The 26,107-nt window shown below is 56.3% G+C and carries 15 protein-coding genes and 1 pseudogene; 4 read left to right on the top strand and 12 right to left on the bottom strand.

Going from position 1 to position 26,107, the window contains the following annotated elements; all coding sequences use genetic code 11:
• Positions 1-149: 149 nt before the first annotated feature.
• Entirely contained in the window at positions 150-668 is a 519-nt protein-coding gene (locus J3P82_RS11250; RefSeq protein ID WP_434563081.1) for a YkgB family protein, read from the top strand.
• A gap of 41 nt (positions 669-709) precedes the next feature.
• On the opposite strand, the gene J3P82_RS11245 is transcribed toward J3P82_RS11250, so the two are convergent.
• The 4 genes from J3P82_RS11245 to J3P82_RS11230 all read right to left on the bottom strand — a co-directional run bounded on the left by J3P82_RS11245 (position 710) and on the right by J3P82_RS11230 (position 5,007).
• Positions 710-1,222 (bottom strand): MarR family winged helix-turn-helix transcriptional regulator, encoded by a 513-nt coding sequence (locus J3P82_RS11245; protein WP_434563079.1) that lies wholly within the window; start codon positions 1,220-1,222, stop codon positions 710-712.
• A 48-nt stretch (positions 1,223-1,270) separates the two neighbouring features.
• Positions 1,271-2,515 (bottom strand): serine hydrolase domain-containing protein, encoded by a 1,245-nt coding sequence (locus tag J3P82_RS11240; RefSeq protein WP_434563077.1) that lies wholly within the window; start codon positions 2,513-2,515, stop codon positions 1,271-1,273.
• Between the two features lie 64 nt (positions 2,516-2,579).
• Positions 2,580-2,753, bottom strand: a complete 174-nt coding sequence (locus J3P82_RS11235) for a hypothetical protein (RefSeq protein ID WP_434563075.1) — start codon at positions 2,751-2,753, stop codon at positions 2,580-2,582.
• A 265-nt stretch (positions 2,754-3,018) separates the two neighbouring features.
• Complete coding sequence (locus J3P82_RS11230) at positions 3,019-5,007, bottom strand: M10 family metallopeptidase C-terminal domain-containing protein (protein WP_434563073.1); 1,989 nt, start codon at positions 5,005-5,007, stop codon at positions 3,019-3,021.
• A gap of 265 nt (positions 5,008-5,272) precedes the next feature.
• On the opposite strand from J3P82_RS11230, the gene J3P82_RS11225 reads away from it, so the two are divergent.
• Positions 5,273-6,175 (top strand): bestrophin family protein, encoded by a 903-nt coding sequence (locus J3P82_RS11225; RefSeq protein WP_434563071.1) that lies wholly within the window; start codon positions 5,273-5,275, stop codon positions 6,173-6,175.
• Between the two features lie 128 nt (positions 6,176-6,303).
• The gene (locus tag J3P82_RS11220) at positions 6,304-6,915 is read left to right on the top strand and encodes a transferase (RefSeq protein ID WP_434563069.1); all 612 of its coding nucleotides are present in this window, start codon (positions 6,304-6,306) and stop codon (positions 6,913-6,915) included.
• 688 nt (positions 6,916-7,603) lie between these two features.
• On the opposite strand, the gene J3P82_RS11215 is transcribed toward J3P82_RS11220, so the two are convergent.
• From J3P82_RS11215 to J3P82_RS11185, 7 genes are all read right to left on the bottom strand, one after another.
• Positions 7,604-14,980, bottom strand: coding sequence for a S8 family serine peptidase (locus tag J3P82_RS11215; RefSeq protein WP_309475921.1), 7,377 nt, complete (start codon positions 14,978-14,980; stop codon positions 7,604-7,606).
• A gap of 13 nt (positions 14,981-14,993) precedes the next feature.
• A complete protein-coding gene (locus J3P82_RS11210) occupies positions 14,994-15,674 on the bottom strand; it encodes a hypothetical protein (RefSeq protein ID WP_258637275.1) in 681 nt (226 codons plus the stop codon).
• Positions 15,675-15,720: 46 nt separating this feature from the next.
• Positions 15,721-16,107 (bottom strand): hypothetical protein, encoded by a 387-nt coding sequence (locus J3P82_RS11205; RefSeq protein WP_258637273.1) that lies wholly within the window; start codon positions 16,105-16,107, stop codon positions 15,721-15,723.
• A 26-nt stretch (positions 16,108-16,133) separates the two neighbouring features.
• Positions 16,134-17,558 carry an HlyD family type I secretion periplasmic adaptor subunit gene (locus J3P82_RS11200; RefSeq protein ID WP_258637271.1) on the bottom strand — a complete coding sequence of 475 codons (1,425 nt, stop codon included), beginning with the start codon at positions 17,556-17,558 and terminating at the stop codon, positions 16,134-16,136.
• A gap of 5 nt (positions 17,559-17,563) precedes the next feature.
• Positions 17,564-19,708, bottom strand: coding sequence for a type I secretion system permease/ATPase (locus J3P82_RS11195; protein WP_434563067.1), 2,145 nt, complete (start codon positions 19,706-19,708; stop codon positions 17,564-17,566).
• A 54-nt stretch (positions 19,709-19,762) separates the two neighbouring features.
• Positions 19,763-21,181: a TolC family outer membrane protein gene (locus J3P82_RS11190; RefSeq protein ID WP_258637268.1), complete on the bottom strand. Its 1,419-nt coding sequence runs from the start codon at positions 21,179-21,181 to the stop codon at positions 19,763-19,765.
• Positions 21,182-21,843: 662 nt separating this feature from the next.
• Positions 21,844-22,104, bottom strand: coding sequence for a hypothetical protein (locus tag J3P82_RS11185; RefSeq protein WP_258637267.1), 261 nt, complete (start codon positions 22,102-22,104; stop codon positions 21,844-21,846).
• A gap of 50 nt (positions 22,105-22,154) precedes the next feature.
• Here J3P82_RS11185 and J3P82_RS11180 point away from each other — a divergent pair, with 50 nt between their 5' ends.
• On the top strand, positions 22,155-25,385 hold the full coding sequence (locus J3P82_RS11180) for a DEAD/DEAH box helicase (RefSeq protein ID WP_434563065.1): 3,231 nt from the start codon (positions 22,155-22,157) through the stop codon (positions 25,383-25,385).
• 145 nt (positions 25,386-25,530) lie between these two features.
• On the opposite strand, the pseudogene J3P82_RS11175 reads toward J3P82_RS11180, so the two are convergent.
• Positions 25,531-25,797, bottom strand: a pseudogene (locus J3P82_RS11175) (Arm DNA-binding domain-containing protein); the annotation flags it as partial.
• Between the last annotated feature and the right edge of the window lie 310 nt (positions 25,798-26,107).

Below are 26,107 nucleotides of genomic sequence, written 5' to 3'. Positions count from 1 at the left end.
ACCTGACAAAACAGCATCGACAACGCCAAGGATAACGCGCCAACAAGATCTACAGTGTGGTCCCCATAGCCAAACATTATATGCACGAAGCATACAAAACCCGATCGCTGATATATGCTTCACGCACACATCAGTCATCGGAGAACGTCATGCAGCACATCACGAGCGTCACCAGCCAGACCACCGCCACTGCTAATATTTCGAAGCTCGGGAAGCTAAGCCGGACCATTACCCTATCCGGCGTTGTCCTTCCCCTGCTGATGATTGGCCTTCTCAAGTTCACGCAGATCGAGGTGCAGGCACTCGTCCCCCTGATCAGCGGCACCCCATGGCTTGCCTGGCTTTACCCAGCGTTTGGCGAAACCGGAGCCTCGTACTTATTGGGTGTAGTCGAGATTTTTACTGCACTGCTGCTCATCGCCTCACCCTGGTCGGCTCGGGCTGCTATCGCAGGTGGCTTATTAGCAGCGCTGACCTTCTTCACGACCGTTTCCACGATGTTTGCATTGCCAATATGGGAGGTTGGATCGGGAGGTTTTCCATGGTTGAACTTCCTCGGCACGTTCCTGATAAAAGACGTTGCGTTGTTAGGCGTGAGCCTGGTGATTCTCACAGAGGGCTTGCAGCGTGCTCGCTTTGTCCAATCCGAAAAGAAAGGGGGTCAATAAAATGCGCTATGCCGATTACAAACAGCATGCCCCTAATGGAATCAATGAGCCTGACCCACCGCATCCGCAACCGGACAGTCTTTGCAAGCCGCCGGGTCGCACAGCCTGCAAACGCAATAGGCTTGATCAAGATCACGCACCAAACTGCGTAGTAGTTTTTCAGTTATCCGACCCAGGATTTCACGCTCATCCGGGTCAAGAACCTCCAAAGCGCGAGCAATACGTTCATGGCGTACAGCTAACACCGCAGCACAATTCGTATTTCCTGCGGCAGTAAGGTGGAGCGCAACGGAGCGACGATCGGATTCTGCTTGCCTACGTTCCACAACGCCCTGCGTGACAAGCCTATCGACCAGACGCACAGCCCCAGGATGAGACAGTCCCAAGGCTCGCCTCAAGCGCTCTATAGACAGGCCGGGTTCATGATTGAGCAACGCAATAGCAGCAGCTGCCGGGCCGACTTCAGGCGCCTCGTCTTGAGTGCCTTGATGAATAGAATCGGAAATCGCCAGCGACAGCGCTCCAACTATGTTTTCGAGCTTGATATCTTTCATGGCGCAAATATGTGTGCATCGCGCATAGAACGCAAGAAATTTGCGAATTTACTTCAACGCAGCTACCACGGCATCGAAGAATACCATCGGGTCGATCGGCTCTTTGTCAACCGGCTTGGGCTGGGCACCGAAGGTGACAATCACCACGTTATTGGCGGGGTTGACGTAAATGTTCTGGCCCTGGATACCGACCGCCGAATAGGCGCCGTCTTTCACCGACGGCTCGGTCCACGCCGTCCACCACATGTAACCATAGTCCAGGGACTTGCCGCCTTTGAGGGTGGTCGGCAGCGTCGCCTCCTTGACCCAGCCTTCGGGCAGAATCGACGTGCCATTGATCTTGCCGCCGTTCATGAAAAACAGCCCGAAGCGTCCATAATCGCGCAGCGTGGCGCTGATACCGCTGCCACCGATTTCCACGCCGTCAGGCGAATCGAGCCACCACCGGGCATCGCTCTCCATACCGAACGGCTGCCAGATCTTCTGCGATAGATAATCGGCCAGCGGCATCTTCACAGCGCCACGGACGATCTCGCCGAGTACCTGCGTTTCGCCAGTGCTGTAAGTGTTGGCCGTGCCGGGCTCGGCCGCTCGCGGCAAACTGGCCATCAACGCCATGGCCGAACGCGGTTTCTGCGCTATCTGCGCTTTGAGTAGCGCGCGACGATCGGACGCCGGATCGGTGTAGGTCTCGTTCCACTTCACGCCCGAAGACATCATCAGCACGTTGCGCACGGTCACGCCTTCGTAGGCGCTGCCCTTGAGCTCGGGAACGTAATCCACCACTTGCGCATCAAGGCTCTTGATAAGGCCGTCTTTGATCGCTGCAGCCGCCAGCGTGGAGGTGATGGACTTGGCTATCGACATCGACATCCATCGGGTTTTCTCGGTGTTGCCACGCTGGTAGGTCTCGAAAACGATCTCGCCGTCCTTGAGCACCAGCATCGCCGTGATGCTGTCCAGTGCAACGAAGTCATACAGGTCGTACTTTTTGTCCCCGACAGTGAAGCGAACGTTGGGCAACTGTTTGTCTGACTTCGGCAGCGCATACGGGTGATCGCCGGCTTTAATCCTGTGGGTGGGGAAGAGCCGGTCGATGTTGCGGTAGGTACTGACCGCCAGATCAGGGAGCATGGCGCCGTCATAGATCTGCTCCACGGTGCCAATCGGTTCCTGAGCGTGGGGATAATCCTCAGCCCATGCGCCCGAGGTGATACCCGCAGCAAGCAGACCGAGCGAGAGAAGCAGCGTACGACCAGGCGCAGCCGTAGCAAAAATAGCGGATGAGTGCATAACCTATCCTTATTTTGTTTTGCTATTCACGCACGTTACGACACGCGCCCGCTTGAACCATAGCCTACTCATTGCAATTACGCCCGAGCTGATGCTGTATCAGTCTCTTACGAAGATCACCGCTGATGCCGACCTTCAGGAGCTCGCCGTCGTCAGCGATGATCTGATAAAGCCCTGGGGTCGAAGGCACAGCTGTTTCGACATCAGAGAAGCGAATTCCAGGCTGTTGGTGGGACATGATTTTGATCCTTGCGAAATGATAGCGACACCAGACCGACCCGCCTATCAATCATCGCTACGTAGGTGTTAAGTACCCGATCAAGCTGCTTGTATTGGATGAAGCGCACAAACAGGAACGCGGTCATCCAGGAAAAACCACAACGCCCTGAGCGAGGTTGACCGTCTCGTAACCCGCGAGCAGGCCTACAAAAGCAGCATTGAATAAGTGCCATTGAGCAGTCGCAGTTTCATACCCTCGAAGGGTTGCTCATCCCTTGACCGAATCAAGCCAGGGTGTAGTCCGGTGACATACCCAACAGCTGTATTTCCTCAATGCCAGCGTGTGTCGAAGCGAAAATGAACGACTCACTCTGAAACTGATAACTACCCTGCAGCGTGACCTCGAATCTGGCACCTGACTCATCGGTGTCCAGGCTTCTGAGATAGGTAAGCGTGTTATCTGCGTTTGTCTTGGCTTGAAGAGTGCCGTTGTGACCGCTCCCAAGGCCGACGAAGCCCAGGGCCGAGACATCTATCCTATCGACGCCTTGTTCGAAGCCAAAAATGCGATCTGCAGAAGTTACCGCGTCCGTCCGGTAACTGTCGCTCACTGAACCGAAGTGGAACGTATCAATGCCACCGCCCCCCGTTAAAAAATCCCGTCCCGCGCCGCCATCAAGCAAGGTATTTCCCAGGCTGCCGGTCAACGTATCGTTCCCTGCCAATCCCATGAGCGTTTCTGCCCAGCCGTGCGCGAAGAGGGAATCGTTGGCGTCGCTTCCACTCAAGAGGCCGGGTGTAAAGAGGAGGTTGTTTGCATCCAGCCGTTGACTGAGGTCGCCATCAAACACAAGCTCGAAGCGCTGGCCGTCGGGATCAGCATCGTAGCTCTTCAGGTAGGTCCGCGTGCCCTCCTCGTTCACCTTCAATGCCAGCGTTCCCCCATGACCATTACCCAACGCCGTAAAACCAAGCGCTGAAAGATCCAGCATATCCTCGTCTGCATTGAAGTCGCGGATTCGATCACTAAAGGCAGTATCAGCGGTTCGGAAGCTGTCGGTCATCGACTGGAAGCGGAACACGTCACCGCCCTCGCCCCCGGTGAGCTGGTCGCGGCCACCACGGCCATCGATCAGATCGTTGCCGGCCCCACCTGAAATTGCATCGTTGTAGGAGTGGGTACCTACTAACAGATTATCCTCCGTACCGCCGGTAAGGTGCCTGTAGCCGTCGTCAGGATTTCCAAAGGTTGTATCAAGGCTGCCATCCGGGTTCAGCCGCATAATGCCAAGATTGGTCCCATCAGCAGAGGTGGAAACTGTCCCGGAAACGAGGATTCGACCGTCAGCAAGCACCACGGCATCTCTTCCACTGACGCCCGGCGCGGCGAAACCGTCGGCCAGCTGCCCACTGCCACCGAAGGTAGTATCGAGACTGCCGTCGGGATTAAGGCGATAAATGCCCGCCCCATTCTCGAAACTGCCGAGGACGAGAACCTTTCCGTCGGCCTGTACGGTGACCCCTGAAGCGGAACCCTTCGAATAGGACGCGATGCCGTCGGCATCAAATTCCCTGTCCAATGTTCCATCAGCGTTCACACGGACTATGCCTTGAGTGGAAGTCAACAGAACCTTGCCGTCCTGCTGGAGCGTCAATCCGAAGGGAGAATAATTTCCTACGCCAGCAATCTCCAGGCGCCCGTCGCCGCCAAAGCTCAGGTCGATTTCACCGTCTGGCGTAAGGCGCGAAATTTCCGTGTAATTTTCGTCGTCCACAGCAGAAAAACCTACCAGGATGCTACCGTCTGCCAGCACCGCGATTGCATTTTGCGCATCGTCGCCCACTGGGGTAACCACCCTGCCACCTTCGCCAAAGGTTTTATCAAGGGCACCGTCGATATTAAATCGCGATACCGTTGCCTTGGAGCCTGAGTCGATCACAAGGTACTTTCCACCTAACTGCACCGCTGCACCGCCGCCAAACTCGGCAGCACCGCCATACCAATAGCTGACGTAAGGGCCTAAAAAGCTTTTGCCATCGTCACTGAAGCTCGTATCGACAGTGCCATCAGGATTGAACTTGCTCAGGGTAGCCCTGTAGTCGCCCGTCCAATGATAATCATCGAAGGAATAGGATGAGCTGTACCCCGCGAACCAGATAGAGCCATCAGCGTCCGCCACTATGCGACCGGGCTCATCTACACCGGTGTAGCCTGCGGTGACCAGACCCGTCTTTAGTGGCGAGTCCTGGGGGGAGCGGAGCGAATCTTCCATTGCGCAGTCCTCTTTCGGGATGTTTTAGACGGGATAACTCTAGTCCACATTGATTGACGTTGTGGCTTGATGTTGGTGCCCTTCCATTAAGAGTCGTAGTCGCAGGCGACCCAATTTCAGGATGCCTTTGAGGTGGGCAAACAACATTTCGACCTTTGCGCATACATCGACCAAAATGTCATGCTCCCCGCGCCAACCGAACCTTTGCCCCCAAGCATCGTCCGAGCTTAAGCGTTTAAGCTAACTGCTCGCCACGAGGTTCCGTTTGAAAGCTGCCATCGTCAAAAATTACCGTCTGATCGTCAAGACCATGGGCTATGTGGGCTGGGCGTTGTTCTGGTTGTTGCTCTGGGACATCGCCGTCACGGTGGACTTCATGCTATTTCTCAACGCCAAGCTGAACCTGCCGCTGATGCCGCTGACCTTGCTCGGCTCGGCGTTGGTGGTGTTGATCAGTTTCCGCAACAGCAGTGCTTACAACCGCTGGTGGGAAGCGCGGACGCTGTGGGGGACGATGATCAACAACTCACGCAGCTTCGCCCGTCAGGTGCTGACGCTGCTGGACGATGCCGGCAGCGAGGTGAATCCGGTAAAGTCGACGCTGTTGCGCCGCCACGTCGCTTATGTGAATTGCCTCGCCGCACATCTGCAAGGCCAGCCTTGCCCCGAAGAGGTGCAGGCGTTTATTCCGGCCGAAGAGTTTGCCCGCAGTGGCACAACCAATAACTTTGCCAACGATATCCTCACCGGCTCGGCGACTTTGCTCGCGCGGGAATACCAGGCCGGGCATCTGGACAGTATTCGCCTGGCGCGTCTTGAGTCGACGCTGGTGGACCTGTCCAACAGCCAGGGCGGCATGGAGCGGATCGCGAATACGCCGCTGCCCTACCCTTATGTGTATTTTCCACGGCTGTTTATCTCGCTGTTCTGCCTGATTGTGCCGGTTGGACTGGAGGAATCCCTGGGCTGGTTCACGCCGCTGGCTTCGACCGTGGTTGGGTTTATGCTGCTGGCAATCGAGCGCATCGGCACCGATCTGCAGAGCCCGTTTCGCCACAGCGAACATCAGATTCAGATGGAAGCGCTGTGCGAAACCATCGAAAAGAACCTGCAGTCGATGCAGCGCGATTCCTTGGGTGATGTGCGCGGGCTTAAAGAGCACGCTTGAGCAATAGGGAACCGGCAGTGCTTGTGAAGGCTCCCGAATGAATCAAAACGCCGGCGCAACATCTGCGTGATAACGCTCAATGGGTGCAAGGCAGGCATAACCAAGCTCACTTTTTCGGAAGATCTTTTATGAAATCACCAAAAGTCGACGATTACATCGCGCAATGGCCATTGCTGGGCATGGGCTCTGCTGCCCCTTGGGCGGTGACTCAGGATTGCGAGAATCGGATCCTGGCATTGCTTGAAGCGCTTGGCGCGGGATACCGGCGTCAAGGCGATATTGCTGTTCATGAAACCGCCGTCATTGAGCAAGGAGCCGTACTGAAGGGCGCAGTGATCGTCGGCGAGGGCTGTTTCGTAGCCGCGGGCGCTTACCTTCGTGGAGGTGTGTATCTCGGGAGAAACTGCATTGTTGGCCCCAGCTGTGAGCTGAAAAGCACCTTCATGCTGGATGGCAGTAAGCTTGCACACTTCAATTTCGTTGGTGACTCATTGATTGGCGAGTCTGTAAATGTTGAAGCCGGTGCGATCATCGCAAATTATCGTAACGAACTGAACGGGGCTGATATAAAAATCCGCCATGAAGATTATGTGATCGAGACAGGAGTCAGCAAATTCGGAGCGCTGGTGGGTGATGGCTGCAAGATTGGCGCAAACGCAGTGATCGCTCCAGGCGCTTTATTGCGGCCAAAAACATATGTTCCTCGTCTTGGGTTGATCGACCAGTTCGCCGCCGATTAATTTGAACGCTCCTCCCCCAACTGATCTAGCTGTTCATCTAAACGTACCGACTCGTGTCCTGTATTTCAGTAGTGCTCGCATGTGCTTCCTTGCCCGTCTAACGGAACGTACCTAAAGGATAGGTATTCGGGCCACGAAGCTATCAAAACGACACTTTAGTCTCTAGCGCATCCGTCCGTTCTGCGGAAATCCACTAAGCCTAGACTCGTCCAATACTACGAAAGCGACCAATGCGAAGACCTCGAACCTCAAGCCGGCGTGTTCTTTCGAGGCACAAGCAGTAGGGTAAGTGCAGAAACAACACAGACGATCGCCATACAACCATTGATATTAGGAAATCCAAGGCACAAAAAAAGCCATTCATCTGAGTGGCTTTTTTCTGAATCTTGGAGCGGGAAACGAGATTCGCATCTGGCGTCCGACCCATTGAAATCTAAGGGGTTTCTTTTCTTGCCGAAGCAGGAAAAGACTTGATTCTGGACTTATCTTCGGGGGTGTATCAATAGCCACGAAATAGCAGAGCTATTCGAATAGTCAGTATCCGACGGTTTCAGGTCCCACAAATTTGACCTGACAGCCCACGACCGAAAATCCGGTGACTGTCAGATCAAGTCTGAGAGTACTCAGCTAATTGATGCCATCGAAATTGCTTAAGAGAGCCATACCTCCGAATATGGCCCCCCTCCCGTTACTGCCAGTTGCTGGCAATCACAGTATCCAACGCCTCTTTGTAATTGTTCGGCAGTGACGTTTGCCCCGCTGCCGGTGGTGCAAACGCGGCCATTGCTCCGACCAGTTGGTCGACCTGATTGTCCAGCAGGACTTTGCCATCGGCGGTTCGGAACTGTTCGACATGCTGAGCCTTTTGCGTACCAGCCTGATCCGAGGATGACCATTTGGAAATCGTCACCTTGTCTGCCGTGCCGATGATACTAACCTCTAGGTCCATGCCGTTTTTACGAAACCACAGCTGATCAGCGGAAATTCCGCTACCGAATTGCAGCACATCGGTATTCGCCGCAGAGTCAAAGTCATCAATGACGTCCTGGCCTCCGTTGCGATCAAATTGGTAAAGGTCGTTGCCCGCGCCGCCGCTCAGCCAGTCATTGCCCATCCCGCCATCCAGGCGGTTATTGCCCCCGTTGCCCGTTAGCTGATTATTCGCGGCGTTACCGGTGGCGTTGATGTTGGCAGTGCCCGTGAGAATCAGATTTTCCAGATCGGGAGACAAGGTAAAGGAGACAGAAGCCTTGACCGTGTCGATACCCTCACCTGACAGCTCCACAATGCGGTCCGCTCCCTCATCGACGATGTAGGTGTCGTTACCCTTTCCACCGACCATGACATCGGACCCAGCGCCACCGTCCAGGATATTGGCAAGTGCGTTGCCCACCAGTCGATTTGCCAATGCATTGCCCGTGCCGTTCGTGCCGGATTCCAGTACCAGCTCCTCGACTTCGTCAGGCAAGACGTAGCTGATGTAAGACTCTACGCGGTCGTAACCTCCGCCACTGACCTCTCGGACAATGTCACCTGCATCATCGACGATATAGGTATCGTCTCCGCTGCGTCCTTCCAGAATCCCTTTCCCATCCCATCCTGCAAGCGTATTGCCGCCAGCGTTGCCCACCAGCGTCCCGTCGCCATCGCGAAAGATGTAGGGGTCGCTATAGGCGCGTTCGGCGAAGATAAAACTGTCCGCGCTCAGCTGATCCGCTGTGACCCCTTTAAGAGTGATGTATGAATTATCTTCTCCCACGGGGCCCAGCCAGACCCGGAGGTATTGCTGTCCGTTTACCATCAGGTCGCTGAAATTCAGCTCCGCAAACGAGCGTAAAGAACTAAACTCTGACAAATCGATTTTTTCGCTGGGGTTCGTAACTTCGAAGTCTTCGATCAGGCCGCCCACCAGCCCGTCCGTGGAGGAATCGTCGACGATGAATCGATCGCTACCCGCGCCACCAGCTACAGCCGCCCCAGTCAGTACAACCCCCTCCACGGTGATTAGTGGCAGTTCGAAGTCCAGTTCACCGGTGTAGTTGTCTCCCCGATCACCTTCGATATACAGCGTGTCGTTTCCTGCACCACCGTTGAGATAATCCATCCCATTGTTGCCCCACAAGACGTCATCACCAGCGCCGCCGTAAACAACATCGTGGCCTGCTCCCCCAAACAGCCTGTCTGCACTGCCAACTGCCGTGTCACTCAAGTCGTTCTCGCCCCTGAGGACGTCATTTCCCTCTCCTCCGTAAAGTGTATCGGTGCCCAAAGTGCCCGCCACGCGTTCGCCGGTGGCGTTTGCCCAATAGATAATTCCGAGGTCAAACTCTGGAAGTACCGTATCACTGCCACCCAGCACCGGTTGTGGTACGGCGACCAGTTCGCCAGTGAGTTCGCGGTCAATCAGCGGCTTCAATGGGGTCGGGTTCGTGACAGTCATGTGCAGCTCCTTGCCTGCAATGATGCCGCCTGTAGCGGGAACCGAGGAAGTGCCACCGGAACCGCTGCCAAAAATAAAGTTACCAGGCGACAGTTGAGACGAAGTCACGCCCTTGAGGGTAATAAACGAAGCACCTGTTCCCCCCAGCATCACGCGCAAATAATGTTGGCCGTTTACGGTCAATTCGCTGAATGCAAGATCTGCCATCGAGCCCACGGAATTAATCTGCGAAAGGTCGATTTTTTCGTTGGGATTGGAAAACTCAAAATCCTCAATCAGATTACCTAACAGATCGATGGGAAGCCCTGAGGTCTTTTCGACGACAAAACGATCATTCCCAGCGCCGCCCGCGACGGCAGCCCCGGTCAGTCGGGCTCCGTCCCAAGTGATGATAGGCGAGGTCCAGCCGCCCAGCTCGAAACTGCCCTGATCGCCTTCCAGATAGATGACGTCATCCCCCGCGTCACCGCTGACATAGTCCTGGCCCAAGCCTCCGCGCAGTACATCGTTGCCCGCACCGCCGCGAACTACATCATTACCGGCACCGCCTTCGATGAAATCGTTGGAGCCTCGCGTACCGCCGGTTGTATTGTCGCCAACCAACACGTCGGCACCACTGCCGCCACGAATGATATCGGCGCCAGTGCCGCCAAACACCCGCTGCCCACCTGAGAGGGCGGAATAGTCTTCACCCTGGACAGAGTCAGCCAGACGTATTTCACGACTATTGACGCCGAAGCCATAAGCGCCGTACTTGGTGAGTTCGGCCAAGCTCATTGCGGTATCCAGGATCAAGAAATCTTCGGCGTTCACTTGCGCTGCGTCGACATTCTTCAGCCGAATAGACTGCACACCAGACAAGCTGATCACCGCATCCGCGCCTTGTTGAGTGGTATTGATCAGCCCGTGACCGAAGTCAGAGAAGCCAGACAGCACCAGTTTATCGGTGCCAACCATGAAATCAGTGATGGTCTGGATGGAACCGTTGGCGCGCTCGATCACGAAATAATCGAGATCGGCCCCGCCTGCCAGGGTATTGTTCCCCTTCCCACCCAAAAGTAAATCGCGGCCGGCGCCGCCATACAGCACATCATCGCCACTGCCGCCGACCAACATGTTGCTGGCGTTATTGCCATGAAGTTCATCGGCAAACTCACCACCGATGGCGTTCTCGATCTGCTCGGGGTTCTGAATGGTCAGGTGCGTGCCGGCGAGAGTCGCTTCGCCTTTCGACAGGTTGATATAGCTTTTCTGACCTATCGCTGCTGCGTTGATCGTATCTTTACCGCCATTGGTGTCGTTGAGCGTTCCACGGGTGCCGGATACCCCCAACTGCGCATACTCGTCCGTATAGACATATTGATCATCGTGCGTGTCGATAGCCCCCCACACATTCATGCTCCAGCTGTTTAGGGTACCGGTCGCCCCGGTCACGCTGTCTATGACTTTCAGCGTCCATTCACCCTGTACGGCCTCACCACGCAACAACGCGGTAGAGAAAACATAGTCCAACGTTTTTTCACCGGAAAAATCAGCGTCCCCACGATCATTCGCAGCGCTACCCGGCGCCTTGCCCGGACGATTCATCAGGATCGATTCAGTACCCGATGGCGAGATGAGCTTGAGGATCAGGTCACCCGGATTGTCGTGGGTGAGGTTGACTTTGATTTCAACATGTTCCGCCGAGATGGCCACGTTCCCCAGCGTCAACGAATGGCTTATCCCGGCTTGCTGGCCATCGGTAATTGCCAGATTGAGTACGCCAGACTCCAAAGGCTTGTACAGGCTGAACTCATTGGTCAGTACCTGCTGGGTATGCCAGGTTTCCGCCAGGCGCACGGCAGCGCGGGCATCGACCTCGCCGTAACCGTAGTCATGGCTGACGTGCATACCACCGCCGTTCCATTTCTGGCTACCATTGTCCTGCCAGACGGTTCCCGCATCCGCCACCTTGCGTGCTGACAGCGCAAGGATCTGCTGTACGTCGCGGTAGCCCAGCTCCGGGTTGGCTTCGAGCATCAGTGCGACAATGCCCGACACGATAGGTGCGGCAAAGCTGGTGCCTTGGGACACTCCGTTATCACTACCAAACGTGGAGCCGTTATCGTTCTGCACCAAGCGCGAGGTAGACGTTACGTTGGAGCCTGGTGCGCTAACCAGGATACTGGCGCCAGGGTTGGAGAAGGGCTTGCCCCCCGCCTGCAACGCACCCAGATCGGAGGTGGCGTTGATAGCGCCCACCACGATGCTGCTGCGGGTGTTGCTGGGATTGGAATAATTGGTGTTGCCACCCTTGTCACGATCATTACCACCCGCGGTCACAATGACGGTGCCCAAGCCATCGCGCCCCAGCCCAATGGCCTCACGGTACGCTGCGGGCATCTCCCCTAATGTGGCCGGCGAGAACCTCAAATCAAAGTGTGACTCACTGCCCCAGCTGTGGTTCACCACATCATATTCACGCATGCGTGACATGTTGCTGAAGTCGTCTTTATTGATCCAATAACCGGCAACGGTGGCATCGTATGCTACCCCTACACTGCCCTCGCCGTTGCGCGCGGCGACCATCACACCCGCGACCAATGTGGCATGCTCGCTGAACTTGCCCTCGCTGCCTTCTCCCGCCAGTTGTCCCGGCGTTGCATTGGCCAACCAGTCTTCGTCGATATTGTCTTTCAAGTCGGCATGACGATAGTCGAGCACTTCCTTGGTGGTTCCAAACGGACTGTTGGTCTCGATCTGGGCGATCTTGACGCCTCTGCCCGTGTAGTCCTTCCAGACCGGCAGGATGTTCGCCTGGGAGAGATACCATTGATCGGTAACCAACGGATCACTGGGCAGGTCCGCCGTCCTGAGGTAGACAGCGGCGCGCATAGTCGCGCTTTCGCCCGTGGCCATGTCGACAATGTCGCTAGCCTCATTACCTTTGGCATCGGCCACGGTGTACTTGAAGCCCATGATCCCGGTAAACGTAGCATCAGGAGTAAAAAGCACATCGCCGGCCTGGGTGAGGCTCGCAGTCCCGCCCACCACATCGAACAGGCCGGTGATGTGCAAGGTGTCGTGTTGCCAGTCCAGGTCGTTGCGCAGCAATTGCTCTTGACCGATCAGGTGCGCCCGCGTGCGATCAAAACTGGCACCGGCCTTATTCTGGCTCAGCACATCCTTGACCAACAAAGGATTTTCCATGCCCGCGCTGGTGTCTGTCGGAATCTCCACCAGCTTGAGATTTTTGAAACTGGCCTTCTCGACGCTCTTCAGGAAGTCGGTCCCGTCGCGTCCTGTAACGGTATCGCTGATCCAAACGCCGTCTGCAGCACGGGTAATCCGATAGTCGGCGAAGTCGCCGGACAGCTCGAGGACATCGGTACCCTCGCCACCGTCGATTCGATCATCACCGGCACCGCCTAACAGAATGTCGTCACCGACTCCGCCGCTCAGATTGTCATCGTCCTGGCCGCCATCGATCAAGTCATTCCCAGACCCGCCGTCAATCCGATCAGCGCCGCGATGACCACGCAACACATCGTTGCCTGCACCACCAAACAAAGTGTCATCGCCGTTCTCGCCGGAGAGCGCATCGTTGGCAGAACCGCCAACCAGCACGTCGTCACCATCACCACCACGCATGTAGACGGTGCTGTTGCCGCCGCCAATGAATGCATCATCGCCACGACCGCCCTGAGCGATTTCTATGCTGGCGTCAGCCAAGTTGAGGCTGACACCCTTTTCGCCAATGACTTGGACAATATCAGTGCCGTCGCCACCATGGACGTTAGTCGACAGATCATCGCCGTCGACCAGCAGCACATCGTCGCCTGCACCGCCATAGAAGGTATCGCTGCCCTGACCGCCGGCCAGCCAGTTGGTCTGGGCATCGCCTTGGAGCACATCGTTGCCCAACCCGCCTGTCGCGTTGGCGACACCTTTTTGCGCCACGTCGATGGTTTCACCCGTGGTCGAAGACGACACATACCCTTTGACGGCCGCGACTTGGCCCGAACCCTGAGTCGATACGACCGTGCCGGCCGCGGTAGAGGTAAACGTATGTCCGTTGGGGTTGGCCAGGAAGTTGGCTGCAATGGCTTCCCTCGTCAGGCCATTCTGCACGAAAGTGCCGTGGGCCAGCACTTCGTTGCCATCCCTGACTTCGCCACTTTGAGCTTGGTTATCCAGGTTGATCCGGGTGATCCCCAGGTCGCTGAAGGACTTGAGTTCGCTTGCTTCGCCGGCGTCGAGTGAGCCGTTGCCATTTATGTCATTCCAGCTCTTACCGTCGTGATTGCCATCGACCCAGACCTTCACGCTTGACCAGGACGAGTCCCGTACATCGAATACACCATCGGCATTGCTATCGAGGCTGGCCAATGCGGCAAAACCGTTGGCGAAGCGCTTCTGTCCGGCTTCACCGTTGGTGCCCGCCTTGCCGCCGAAGTATTCGGACAGGGTCTCGCTGATGTTATCGATCTTACCGTTGGCATTGGCATCAAGGACTACAATGCCGTCCTCTGGGTTAACCCAGCCGGTTTCTTCGAGGCTGCCCCCGTCATTATCGGCGTCGAAAAACACCGGCGCGCTCAGGTAATCCGTCAAGCGCACACCGTCGCCGTTCAAGTCCAGCAGCAATGGATCGGTCGGAAGTGTCAAACGCGCACGCGCGTCACCGGAGTTCAACAGTGCCGCCAAGGTGCTGCCGTAGGTCAGGCTTTGGCTGGCGTTGCGCAAGCTGAAATCGAATACATCCTTAGCGGTATTGACGTTGCCTGGGCGGTAACCGTCCGCCAGTATCTGGGTAGCGGCGGCGGTAAAGGTATTGTTGACCCAGTTACCCTGATATTGATTCAGGTTGAGCTTGTTGGGGTCGTAGTTCAGGTTCCAGCCGCCTCCACTGGTGACTAGGCCGTTGGTGACTTGCGCGGCGGCAACGTCATGATCTGTCGCGCTCTTGCGTATAATTTCACCAGAACTATTGACATGCAGATCAAAGGCACTCGCGCTGGCGGGAATGCCAAAGAAAAATTCGTCCATACGACTGGCCATCGCGCTTTCTACAGCTGAACGCGCGGCTGGGCTGGAAAAATTCGATCCGGGAATCGTGGACGAGTCGAAATCAAATGATGCAACAGTGTCATCGATAAACTTCGTGACGTTACCCAGCGCGTCATACCATGCGTTCAGCGAGGGCGACTGGCCATATTCGCGATCACGTGACTCCTTGGTGCTTTTACTGAATAAGGCCAGTGCATATAGAAGCCCGCCCAACGCCACGTCATTGTCTTTACCCTCTCCGGTAAATTCCAGAACGTATTGAAGGCCGCTGATGCCTTTATCCACTGTCTTGTCCTGGACCCCCGTGATGCCTGGAATTTTCAGCAACTTGAAGGCTTCCAGAATATGAACATCCGTTTCGGTGCTGGAACCGTTGTATTTGTCATCGAATATGTAGGCGATCAACCCCATGGATGTGGTCAAGTCGACCAAGGTGTTGTAGCGTGAAACCTTATCCGCAACTCCCGTCGCTTCCAGCGCTTTGTTCAACTGGTCCTTAGTCTTGCTCAACTCATCCAGTGCTTCTGGAAGCGTTTGCGCCGCTCCACTTGCTGCCTGCTGTGCACCTTGTGCCATTTAAAGCTCCTTCTTACTTGATGATTGCGTAAACGCCCGGACGGGATAACAAATACAACCACGCCGCCGACCTTTTTCCTTGAGCCGCCCTGACCAGCAGCGCCATGTGCGCCAGATAACCTCTAGCCATCGATGGGTGCGCTGCAAAATAACGATGACACTCAGGGGTTCTTAACGAGAAAACCAGTCCGCCTGATGCTTCAATTTTTTCCAATTGCTGTTCGGCAAAACGCTTTGCATCCGCCATCGGCAACGTAGAGAGATACTCGTTATTCTTGATAACCACGGATGTTTCATATTTGGCTGGGCAAGGCTGCGCTTGCAGAACGTTGTAACGTGCATACTGCTCAACGGTATTTCTCGCGGCCTGCACATCAGCGGTATTGATCATCAGAAAATTGGCGACGGTCAAACTGGTGGTCACGCACGCGTCGTTCATGTCCTGGCAAAGGTTCAACGCTCGGATGCGGTTGTACATCTGTTCATCTGGCGACAGGTACAGCGACTTTATGTAAAGCGCATCGCTTTCCGACAAGGAAGCCTCTGACGCACGCAGGTTTTCTGCACCGCCGACGAGTTCGACAACCCAATGCACTTTTTGCGACTCGGAAATCAGCCAGAAGCGGCAACCCATCAGTACGGCCACTAGCGTGCAAAACGCCGTGAGCCAGTATATTTTTTTCGTCCCGTGCACATCACACTCCAGCAAATAGAACGTTCAACCACTGAATGCCTATCGTCTATGCCGATAGCGCGTTCCATACCAGCCCAACGATAAGAAAAAAGCCATGCGCTGCGACGGAAATCGCCGAGGTCCAGACTGCCACTTTTTTAAAGCCGTCGTTTTTGGCCAGATATCCGCCGACCATCAGGAGTGCCCCTAACCAACCCAACTGGGAAAACGCAAGAAAGTCGAGCGCCACCACCGACCAATGAACCCAAGGCCGGTCGCCATCCATGATGTAAACGATGTAGCAATAAAGCGTGACAGGGACGCTGCAACCCCAGACAAACAGAGGGCCGGCGAAGCGCTTGTTCATCTTTATCAAACATATGAACAATGCTATCCAACACGGAAAAATCACGACGTCGTACAGTCCGTATAAGAACGCTTTAATTTCGCTCATTGAGTTTCCCTTGTGGACGTTTGTTTTTACCGCTCTCGTAGACTTTCATCGGCGTACTGCTGCAGCGGACTTAGGAAGTAATCGATGACTTTGCGTCGATCGGTCTTGATTTCTACTGTGACAGCCATCCCAGGAGACAACGGCACTCGTTGGCCTCTGACTTGAATAGAATCAGTCAGCAGGCGGACCCGGCTGCTGTAGATCGGCCCCAACTTTTCGTCTTCAATCGCGTCGTTGGACACGCTGATGACTTCACCCTCGACCGTTCCATATTTAGTGAAGGTGAAGGTTTCCACCTTGACTGTCACACTTTGTCCGGCGCGCACGAAGCCAACGTCCTTGTTTTCCAGCATGGCCTCGACTTCGACAGGCTGATCACTCGGCACCACGACCATTAGGGGCTGTGCGGCCGTGACCACCCCGCCGACAGTATGAATAGCCAACTGCTGAACCGTACCGTCGACGGGGGCGGTGAGGCTCATCAAATGATCGCGCTGTTCAGCTTTGCGCAGCTCTTGGGTAAGCGATGCGGCTTTCTGTTCGGATTGCTGTTGCAGATCGAGCATCGCACGACGGGTTTGAGCCAGGATGCTCTGACGGCGCCGTTCGGCTTCCTTGCGGCTGGCATTGAGTTCGATCACACGTGCCTGCTGCACGGCCATATCGCGATTTTGGTCCAGCAGCGCCTGTTGCTTCTCCAGGTAGGCGTGGCGTGGGACGTATTGCTGATCGAGCAACATTTTGTAGTCTTCAGCCAGGCGCCGCGTGATCGGAATTGACTGTTGTAAAGAACTGACAATGGCATTGGCTGATTGAATCTCGGCAGTACGCTGTTCGACTTCGGCATCGACTTGATCCAGGGAGCTGCGCATCTCCAGGTATTGCCCATTCAGCCAGCGTTGCGCTGCCAGGACCTGTTGCGGCTCGGCCTCCAGCATGTAGCCCGCCAGGGATCCTGGCTCCTTGCCGCTACGAATGGACTCAAGCATGGCGCTGGCACGCGCGCTATCAACCTGCGCGGCCAGCACGTCGCTTCTAAAACGTTTTACGTCAGCACCGGACGCACTAGTATCCAACTCCACCAGAACATCACCGGCCTTGACCGACTGACCGTCATAAACATGTATTGCCTTGACTACCGCCACTTCGCTCGGCTGTATGGTCTTGCTCTTGCCGCTGGCGACAACTTTTCCCCGTGCCGTCGCCACGACTTCGATTTCCCCAAGGCAGGCCCATGCCAACGCCAGCACCGCGAAGAACATGATGACCCATTGAATGTAACGCGGCGCCGGATGGCTGGGCTGGTCCTGCAAGGCCAATGCGGCCGGCAAAAACTGCACCTCATGAGCCAGGCGCGAAGGTGCATCAAGCTGTTTACGCTGGCGCCAGGCCCGGCGCCAGGCGAGCCGATACCGCTGCACCAGCTCATGTGTTGCTGAAGGTTCGCTCATGGGCACTATCCCTGCTGCAAACGGTGAAGGCGAGAGTAGTGCCCCGCTTGGTGAGTCAGGAGTTCGCTGTGAGTGCCCTGTTCGACGACCTGCCCGCGATCCATCACCACGATACGATGGGCATCGCGAACAGCGGACAACCGATGTGCAATGATGATCACGGTTCGTCCCTTGCAGATGGCCTGCATGTTGTGTTGGATGACGCGCTCCGACTCATAGTCCAATGCGCTGGTGGCCTCGTCGAATATCAGAATTCTGGGGTTCCCGATCAGCGCCCTTGCGATCGCCACGCGCTGACGCTGTCCGCCCGACAACGAAGCGCCATGTTCCCCAACGACCGTGTCATACCCTTCGGGCAGCTCCAGGATAAAATCGTGTGCACCCGCCATTTTTGCGGCCTGCATAACGGCCTCAAGCGGCGCACCGGGATCAGTCAACGCGATATTTTCTCGGACACTACGGTTGAACAGCATGTTGTCCTGAAGGACCACACCGATCTGTCGACGTAACGAAGAGACATCGGCGAGGGCCAAATCCATGCCGTCCACCATTACACGCCCTCGCTCCGGAACATATAGACGCTGTAACAGGCGCGTAAGGGTGCTTTTGCCCGAGCCGGAGCGCCCCACGACGCCGATAACCTCTCCAGCCCCGATGACTAGACTGACGCTGCGCAGGACTTCTGAACCGTCCGGACGATAGCGGAAGTGCACTTGGTCAAACTCGACGCGGCCCTTGAGGGCCGGCAACGCGCTCCTAGTCGCCTGGGACAATTCAGTACGCGTGTTGAGAATGTCGCCAAGGCGTTGGACAGAAACACCGGTCTGCTGGAAATTGGTCCACAACTGAGCCAGGCGCATGATCGGTTGCGCCACACGCCCCGCCAGCATATTGAATGCGATCAACTGACCCACCGAAAGTTGACCGTCGATCACCAATCGCGCGCCCAGCCATAGCGTTGCGACGGTGACGAGTTTGCCAATCAGAGAAACACTTTCGTTGGCAATGGTCGACAGGGTTTGCGTCTTGAAACTCGCGCTGACATAGGCCGCCAACTGGTTATCCCATCTGCGCGTTATCTGCGGTTCAACGGCCATGGATTTGAGCGTGTCGATACCGTTGACCGTCTCGACCAGGAACGCCTGGTTTTCAGCGCCACGTACAAAACTTTCATTCAGCCGGGCGCGTAACATTGGGGTGATCAGCAGCGAAACCACGATATACAGAGGCAAGGACAGCAGCACCACCAGGGTCAGCCAGCCGCTGTAGAAAAACATCACCGCGATAAACACCACAGAAAACAAGACATCCAGCACCAGCGTAATAGTGTTGCCGGTCAGGAAGCTGCGGATATTTTCAAGCTCACGGACCCGCGCGACCGAATCCCCCACCCTGCGCGCCTGGAAATACGAAAGCGGCAGCGTCACCAAGTGCCGAAACAATTTCGAGCCCAGCTCGACATCAATGCGACTGGCGGTGTGGGCAAATACGTAGCTGCGCAATCCACTCAAAACCGTCTCGAACAGCATAATGCCCAACAGGCCGATGGCGATCACATCCAGCGTCGTAAGGCCGTGATGAACCAGCACCTTGTCCATCACCACCTGAAAGAACAAGGGCGTCAGCAACGAAAATATCTGCAGGACAAAAGACACTAGCAACACTTCGCCGAGCAGTTTTCGATACTTGACGATGGCCGGGATAAACCATGTGAAGTCGAACTTGGATAGCTCAGCGGCCACTGAGGATTGGGAGCGTAACAACACCAATTCGCCCCCCCAACGTGATCGAAGTTGCTGCGAGTTGATCAATTCCGGCCGTTGGGATTTTGGATCGTGAATCAGGATGTTGTTTTGATCAAGACGGGCAATGATAAAAAAGCTGCCATCGTTTGCACACGCGATGGCGGGCAATGGTGTTCTATCCAGCCGCTCGAAAGTAGTGCGAACCGCCTTGGCCTTCAGGTCCAATTGGCGGGCAGCCATAAGTATCTCAGCCTTTGCGAACAGCTGTTCGTCTTCGACATACTCGTGGGAAAGCTGTTCCGGAGAAACCGCAACGTTATGAAAGCGCGCCAGCATGGCGAGACACGCCAGCCCCGTATCAAGCACGGCTGTCTGGTTAGCCGGCTCTGTCCCTTGTTGTTGCATAAGCGCTTCCGTGCAATGGCATTAATGAGCTGAGTTGAATGACGTTATGGACGTCTAAGATCCACCTGACGCTGAGGCTTGTATCAGTTCGGGAGGAAGAAAATCACGTTGCGGCTCATAGTCCGCTTTCAGGTAACCGGCCAGTTCCAGGAGGTCCTCAGCACGCAAGGTGCCTGCGACCCCTTTCAATCGCAGATTATTGAGAATGTAGTCATACCGCGCGTTGTTGTAATCGCGTACCGCCTTGAACAACTGACGCTGAGCATTGAGGACATCGACCGTATTGCGCGTTCCGACATCGGCACCGACTTTAGACGCTTTGAGCGAACGCTGGCTGGAGATGATGGTTTGTTTGCGAGCTTTGATCTGCTCAATGTCGGAGTTGACCGCACGGAAAAAGTTACGTGCATCGAGCACGACCTCTCGACGCTGACTTTCCCTCAGTTCCTCGCTTTGTGTCAGCCGGTCATACGCCTCACGTGACTGCGAATGGGTGCGACCACCACTGAAAATGGGAAGCGTCATTTCCAGCGCTACACTGCTTTGAGCGACTTGGCTGCGATAACCATCCAGACCAAAATCACTGGGATTGCTGTAGCCAAAGCTATCGTTGTCTCCGCGGCGATACGAGGCGACAGCGTCCACGGTGGGCGCATGTCCTGCTTTGCGCTGGTTCAGGCTTTGCTCCGCTGCCCGCACGGCATAGTTGCTCGCCAATAGCGTCAAGTTTTGTCCAACCGCTGCGTCGACCCAAGATTGGGTGTCATTGGGCACCGGTGCAGACACTGGCAGTTGATGCCGCATCCCCTCGATGCTCGCGTAGTTCATATTGGTCAGGCGGATCAACTGCTCAAAAGCATCGTCTACTTTTCGCCGGGCCAATTTGCGATTGGCAAAAGCGTTGTCGTAAGCCGACTCGGCATCCAGGACATCCGTAATACTCGCCAGCCCACCCTTTAGTCGCGCTTGCGCTTGATCAAGCTGCTGCTTGAGCGCGACCTCTTCCGCGACAGAAGCCGCCTGTTCGTCGGTCGCGCGCAGTGTTTCAAAATAGGCTTCAGCCGTTTTGAGAATAAGCTCTTGCTCTTTGGCGGACAGCTCCAGCGCCGCCTGTGCGGTACTCGCCTCCGCTGCTTTGAGCTCAAACCAAAAAGCTGCATTGAATACTGGCTGTTTAAGGTTGGCCTGCACAGTAGTTCCACTGCGCTCACGCAGCAGCTCAGGCTGGGCACGATTTAAGCGAGTGGACTCCACCGTAGTGCCAGCAGTAATGACGGGTAACAGATTGGCTCGGGCTTGCGGCACCGACTCCTGCCGGGCGGCAAAGTCAGCGCGGGCGGCGGCAAGGTCTGAATCATGCAAGACAGCCTGGCGATAAACGCCCATCAAGTCAGCTCGCCCTTCCATGGGCGCAGCCTGCAAAAAGAAAGGTAGCAAGCAGGCGAGAAGAAACACGCCTCGGGTACGGTACATAAACAAATCCTTTTGACGACACCGACAGTAGTCCTACAAAAGATCACCGTCCCAATCCAGGGCGCACAAAATATATGGAGCTTACGTTTAGTGCAACAATATCAAAGGTTTCTTTGTTGACTTGACCTGCCTGCCCACATCTCCGCCCGCCTGGGCGAGAGCAGTGCAACGACCTGACCGAAAAAGGAACAGCCAAGCTTCATAAATCGAGCTTACAGGGAGACTCTGGCAATTGAAGCGGCTCTGGGGTTTTGATGGGGGTATACCGAGCACGATGGACACAAAGAGATGCCGAAAGCTGAGGTAGCTGATGGCACTAAGGCTCAGCCTTAACCCTTCCTCCAAATCGATAGTCCCCGCTCTTCTCTTTAGGTCGCTCCAAATCCCTTGCCTCCTCCCGGGACTTGGTCAGCATGATGAGAAGGTGACAGCGCTCCTCCAGATAACGTTGCCGGCCGATTTCGATCTGCAAGTCATAACCCAAAATTGGCGGTGAAAAGTAAAGGTGCTTAGCGAGGATTGATCGCCTTTGATCCACGAACGAAGCCTGTCCAACGTAGGCGCCTTAACCCCAATCGAACTCCAACCTTTAAGGGTGTAAAGCTTTATTTCAGCGCTGCCTTCAGGTGTAGGCTCGACAGTGATGATCGCCAAACTGAGCCTCACGCCTTGGGCGACCATACGCTGGGTGATCTGCCCGCTACCGAGTTCTGAATCGAACTCGCTTTCTGTGGTGACCGGAGTCCCAGCGGCGAGTGCTCCAAACAAATTCGACTTGCCTGACGGATGTTGCGGTAAGCAGATTGGGCAGTAACGTTTGTCTGGATCGAGCCATCGTAACTGTCCGAATCAGACATGAGATTGACGGTCTGGCCCACGGTCAGCAGCGCTTCCGCGCGCCGCACGAGGAAGCGATGCTCCATGCCTGATATCCTTCCCATCAGGAATCCAAACCAGCACTTCAAGGACGTCAATGAATCCGCAAAACATCGTGCGCTATTGGCACGCCGTCGAGCTACTGCAACCTCAGGCGGTTCCCAAGCTGAAGAAGCGCGACAGCAACTATCAGCCCTATTTCCAAGACATCCCCGCCTCAGCCCAGATTCTGCCATGGATGCCAGCCAACCCCCTGAGCAGGCGGCCCCTGCCCGACAAACGAGCATGGAGCCACACGCTCTACGCACACATCTACGACAATCTGGATGTATCCCGCCAGTTGGAGGCGCTCTATGGCGCAGACCAAGGCTACAAGGAGCCGCAGCGTCGACAGTCAGCCCTGTTCGCATTGAAATTCAACGGCCAGGGCATGATGGTGATCGACAGCCTGGTGCTGTCTAGCGAGGCGTGGTTTGTCGGCTGCGCCATCAACCATAAGGATTGGACTCGAGGCTTCGACGAAACCCAGGAGTTCCTTCGCGAACAGGCCAACAGCCTGCTTGGGGGCGTGGTCATGGCTGCCGACCTGGCAAGCATGACCGAGCTTATCCGCCAGACCCTTGGGCTCGATGCGTTGTTCGGCGACAAGCCGCGCATGCATCGCTTCCGCTCGGCGCCGATCAATCCGGACAAGCCCGAACAGGAAGACGATCCGCTCAACAGTTTCCTGCTCAGCGACTTGGCCGACGTGGCCGATGCCCTGGCCCACGGCAAGACCAGTGAACCGCTAGCCCGCTATCTGAGCCTGCACGACTCCAGCCAGCGGCTGCATCTCGACCAGCCCCGCGCGGACCTTGCGCTAATCGATCGCCTCGCCCCCTCGCGCTACGCCGTCGGTTGCTGGCCTGCCGAACGGCACCTGGGCCTGGTGCACTCCCAGCAACTGGCGGTCAACAGTCTGCTGCAGACTTTGGGCAACGACACCGGCGTGATGGGCGTCAACGGCCCGCCAGGCACCGGGAAGACAACCCTGCTGCGCGACCTGATCGCCGCCGTGGTGACGCAGCGAGCCGATGTGTTGGCTTCGCTGAGCAGGGCCTCGGAGGCCTTCGTCCAGAATGGCCGCGAATCTGCCAACGATGGCGGACGCGAGCGCTATGCTTATCAACTTGACCCGCGCCTGTTCGGCTTCGAGATGGTGGTAGCCTCCTCCAACAACGGTGCCGTCGAGAACGTAACTCTCGAGTTACCCCAGCGCGACAAAATCGACCCGTCCTGGTTGCCCAATGCCGAATATTTCAGCGAGCTCGCCGGGCTTACCAGCGGCAAGCCTGCCTGGGGCCTGATCTCTGCAGCGTTGGGCAGCAAATCCAAGCGCACCCAGTTTGTCGAACGCTTCTTCTATGGCAAACGTCCTTCTAAAGCGACGAAGTCAGAAAACGAGCCTGCGCCTCTAGACCTGGAACCTCTCGACAGCCAAACCCCGGACGAAGACCTCTACACCGGTGAGCCCATGCTCGACAACCCGGAAGCAGACAACGAGCCGGCGCCCAAAGGCATGCGTGAGTGGCTGAACGAGCAGGCGCAGCAGATGAAGCTGCTCGCGCCCGCCGAAAAAGCTACCCTCTGGCGCGCCGCCGTCAAACAGTACCAAGCCGCCAAGGACGCCGAACAGGCGCTGCGTGCTCAGGTCAGCGACATCCTGGAACGGATCCAGGCCGTGATCAGTGCCAAGGCGCGGATCAGGCAGAAGGAACAGGAGCGTCAGATCCGTCTGACGCAGCGCCACAGCCTCGACGAGGAACAAACCACGCTTGAAACCCGGCAGCTCACGCCCGCCCGTGAGCAACTGCAGCGTGAACTCCAAGCCCTCGAAGCGCACCTTGTTCAAAAGCCCGCCCTGCTCGTCAACCTGTTCAGCCTATGGGGTGCTCATCGCACTTGGTCCGCCCGGCAACGCCTGCTCGACGGCGCCCATGCCCTGGCCCGTGAGGCCTTCGACAGCGTCCAACGCCAACTGCAGCGACTCAGCGCCCAGCTCAGCCAACTCAATCGACAATTGGCCACGGACGAACAGGAGATTAACGAAGCCATACGCCACGCCACCCTGCAAATCGACAAGGCTCGCAGCGTTGCCCAGGCCGGCCAGGCCGAACACCTGCTGATTTGGCTCACGCAAGGCCGGCTCGGCAGAGGCAGCGACATCGAACTGCTCGAACCCTGGATCCTCGAAGGCTGGCGCCAGGCTCGGTCAAAAGTGTTCATCGAAGCGCTCAAGCTACACCGTGCCTTCTTCCAGATCGAAGCCTCGCGCCTGGGCAATAACTTGGCCTTCATCACCAGCCTGCTGACTGGAAGCCGTTATCGTGGCGTGTCCCAAGCCGTGATGCGCTCGGCCTGGGCATCGCTGTTCATGGTGGTGCCGGTGCTCAGTAGCACCTTTGCCTCGTTCGCCCGCTCCTTCGGTAGCCTCGGTTGCGGCGAGATCGGCTGGTTGCTGGTGGACGAAGCTGGCCAGGCCACCCCGCAGGCTGCGGTGGGCGCGCTATGGCGCGCGCGCCGTGCCGTACTGGTCGGTGATCCGCTGCAATTGGAGCCCATCGTCACCGTCTCCGACGCCGTGCTTGAGCACATGCGCACCCGCTATCAGGTAGACGCCCACTGGCTGCCCAACCGTCAGTCCGCCCAAACCCTTGCCGACCATGCCACCCCTTGGGGTCGCATGGCCGGCCCACAAGGCCAAAAATGCTGGGTCGGCCTGCCGCTGGTGGTGCACCGGCGCTGCGACAAGCCAATGTTCGACCTGGCCAACCGCATCGCCTACGATGGCGCAATGGTCTACGGCACCATTGCCCCGTCCCCAGCTAAGGAGACGCCAGCCCGCCTACCCACCGGCTGGGTGCACGCGAGCGGTCGCTCCTCCGGCAATTGGATCGACAACGAAGGGCACGCCCTCGAACATCTGCTCGCGTTGCTAGATGCCGACGGCGTACCACCCGAAAGTATCGCCGTCATCACACCTTTTCAGGACGTGCGCAACCAGCTCAAGGACCGCCTCCCCGAGAAGATCGTACGAGGCACCATCCACACCATGCAGGGCAAGGAAGCCGCAGTCATCATCCTCGTCTTGGGCGGTAACAGCGAAAACGCCGGTGCTCGCAATTGGGTAGTTTCTCAACCCAACCTCCTCAACGTCGCCGCCACCCGAGCCAAGCGTCGGCTGTATGTGATCGGTGATCGCAATGACTGGAGGCAGCGTAATCTCTTCTGCAACGTCATGGACCTGCTGCCCGCCCATCCCCAGATGACTGCCGATACATCCGCATGACAAAAGGCCGCCTTCAGTATTCGAGGCGGCCTGACGATTCAAGAAGCCACTGGTTCTACGTCCAAACAACACTGCTCCCTAGGACTGAAGATCTGCATCACATCGACCTAATAAGGTGCTTTTCCCGGGCCAACAGCTTGGCATTGCGCTCAAGGCGTCGCTGATCGCGGGGATCGATACCCTTCGCGACCAGCGCCCTGGCGATATCACGCAGAACGCGAGCATCGCGTAGACCTATTTCAGGATAAGTACCGAGCGAAATACGAGGCTGTTTGCCCGCCCAAGAAAAACGGAAGTGCCAGCTCTTGGTGCCCCTCGTATTCACGAAAAGCGCAAGACCATCAAAATCAGGAAGGGTGTAGTTTTTGGTGCGAGGCTTGGCGTGTCGGACCGCCGTAATGGTAAGGACCATCGTACTAACTCCACTCATAAGAATGAAGGAGTGTTGTACGGTTTTCAGAGGGCCAAGCAGCTCTAAAAACTGATTTACCAAGCGTCGAATTGATGTACTAAAAAGTGTACTAAAAAATCGCGGATGCCAATGTAACAGAATAGACTTTACTGGAACCAAAAAAGAGACCTAAGCCTCTTTTTTTGATCTCTACATACTTCAATGGAAGTCTATAGCAAAATAATTGGAGCGGGAAACGAGACTCGTATCTGGTGTCCGACTCATTGAAATTTAAGGGGTTTCTCTTCTTGCCGAGGCAGGAAAAGACTTA

The organism is Pseudomonas sp. Z4-20, from assembly GCF_051131955.1.
Lineage (GTDB): Bacteria > Pseudomonadota > Gammaproteobacteria > Pseudomonadales > Pseudomonadaceae > Aquipseudomonas > Aquipseudomonas marvdashtae.
This window is presented reverse-complemented; position numbering and strand designations above follow the sequence as displayed.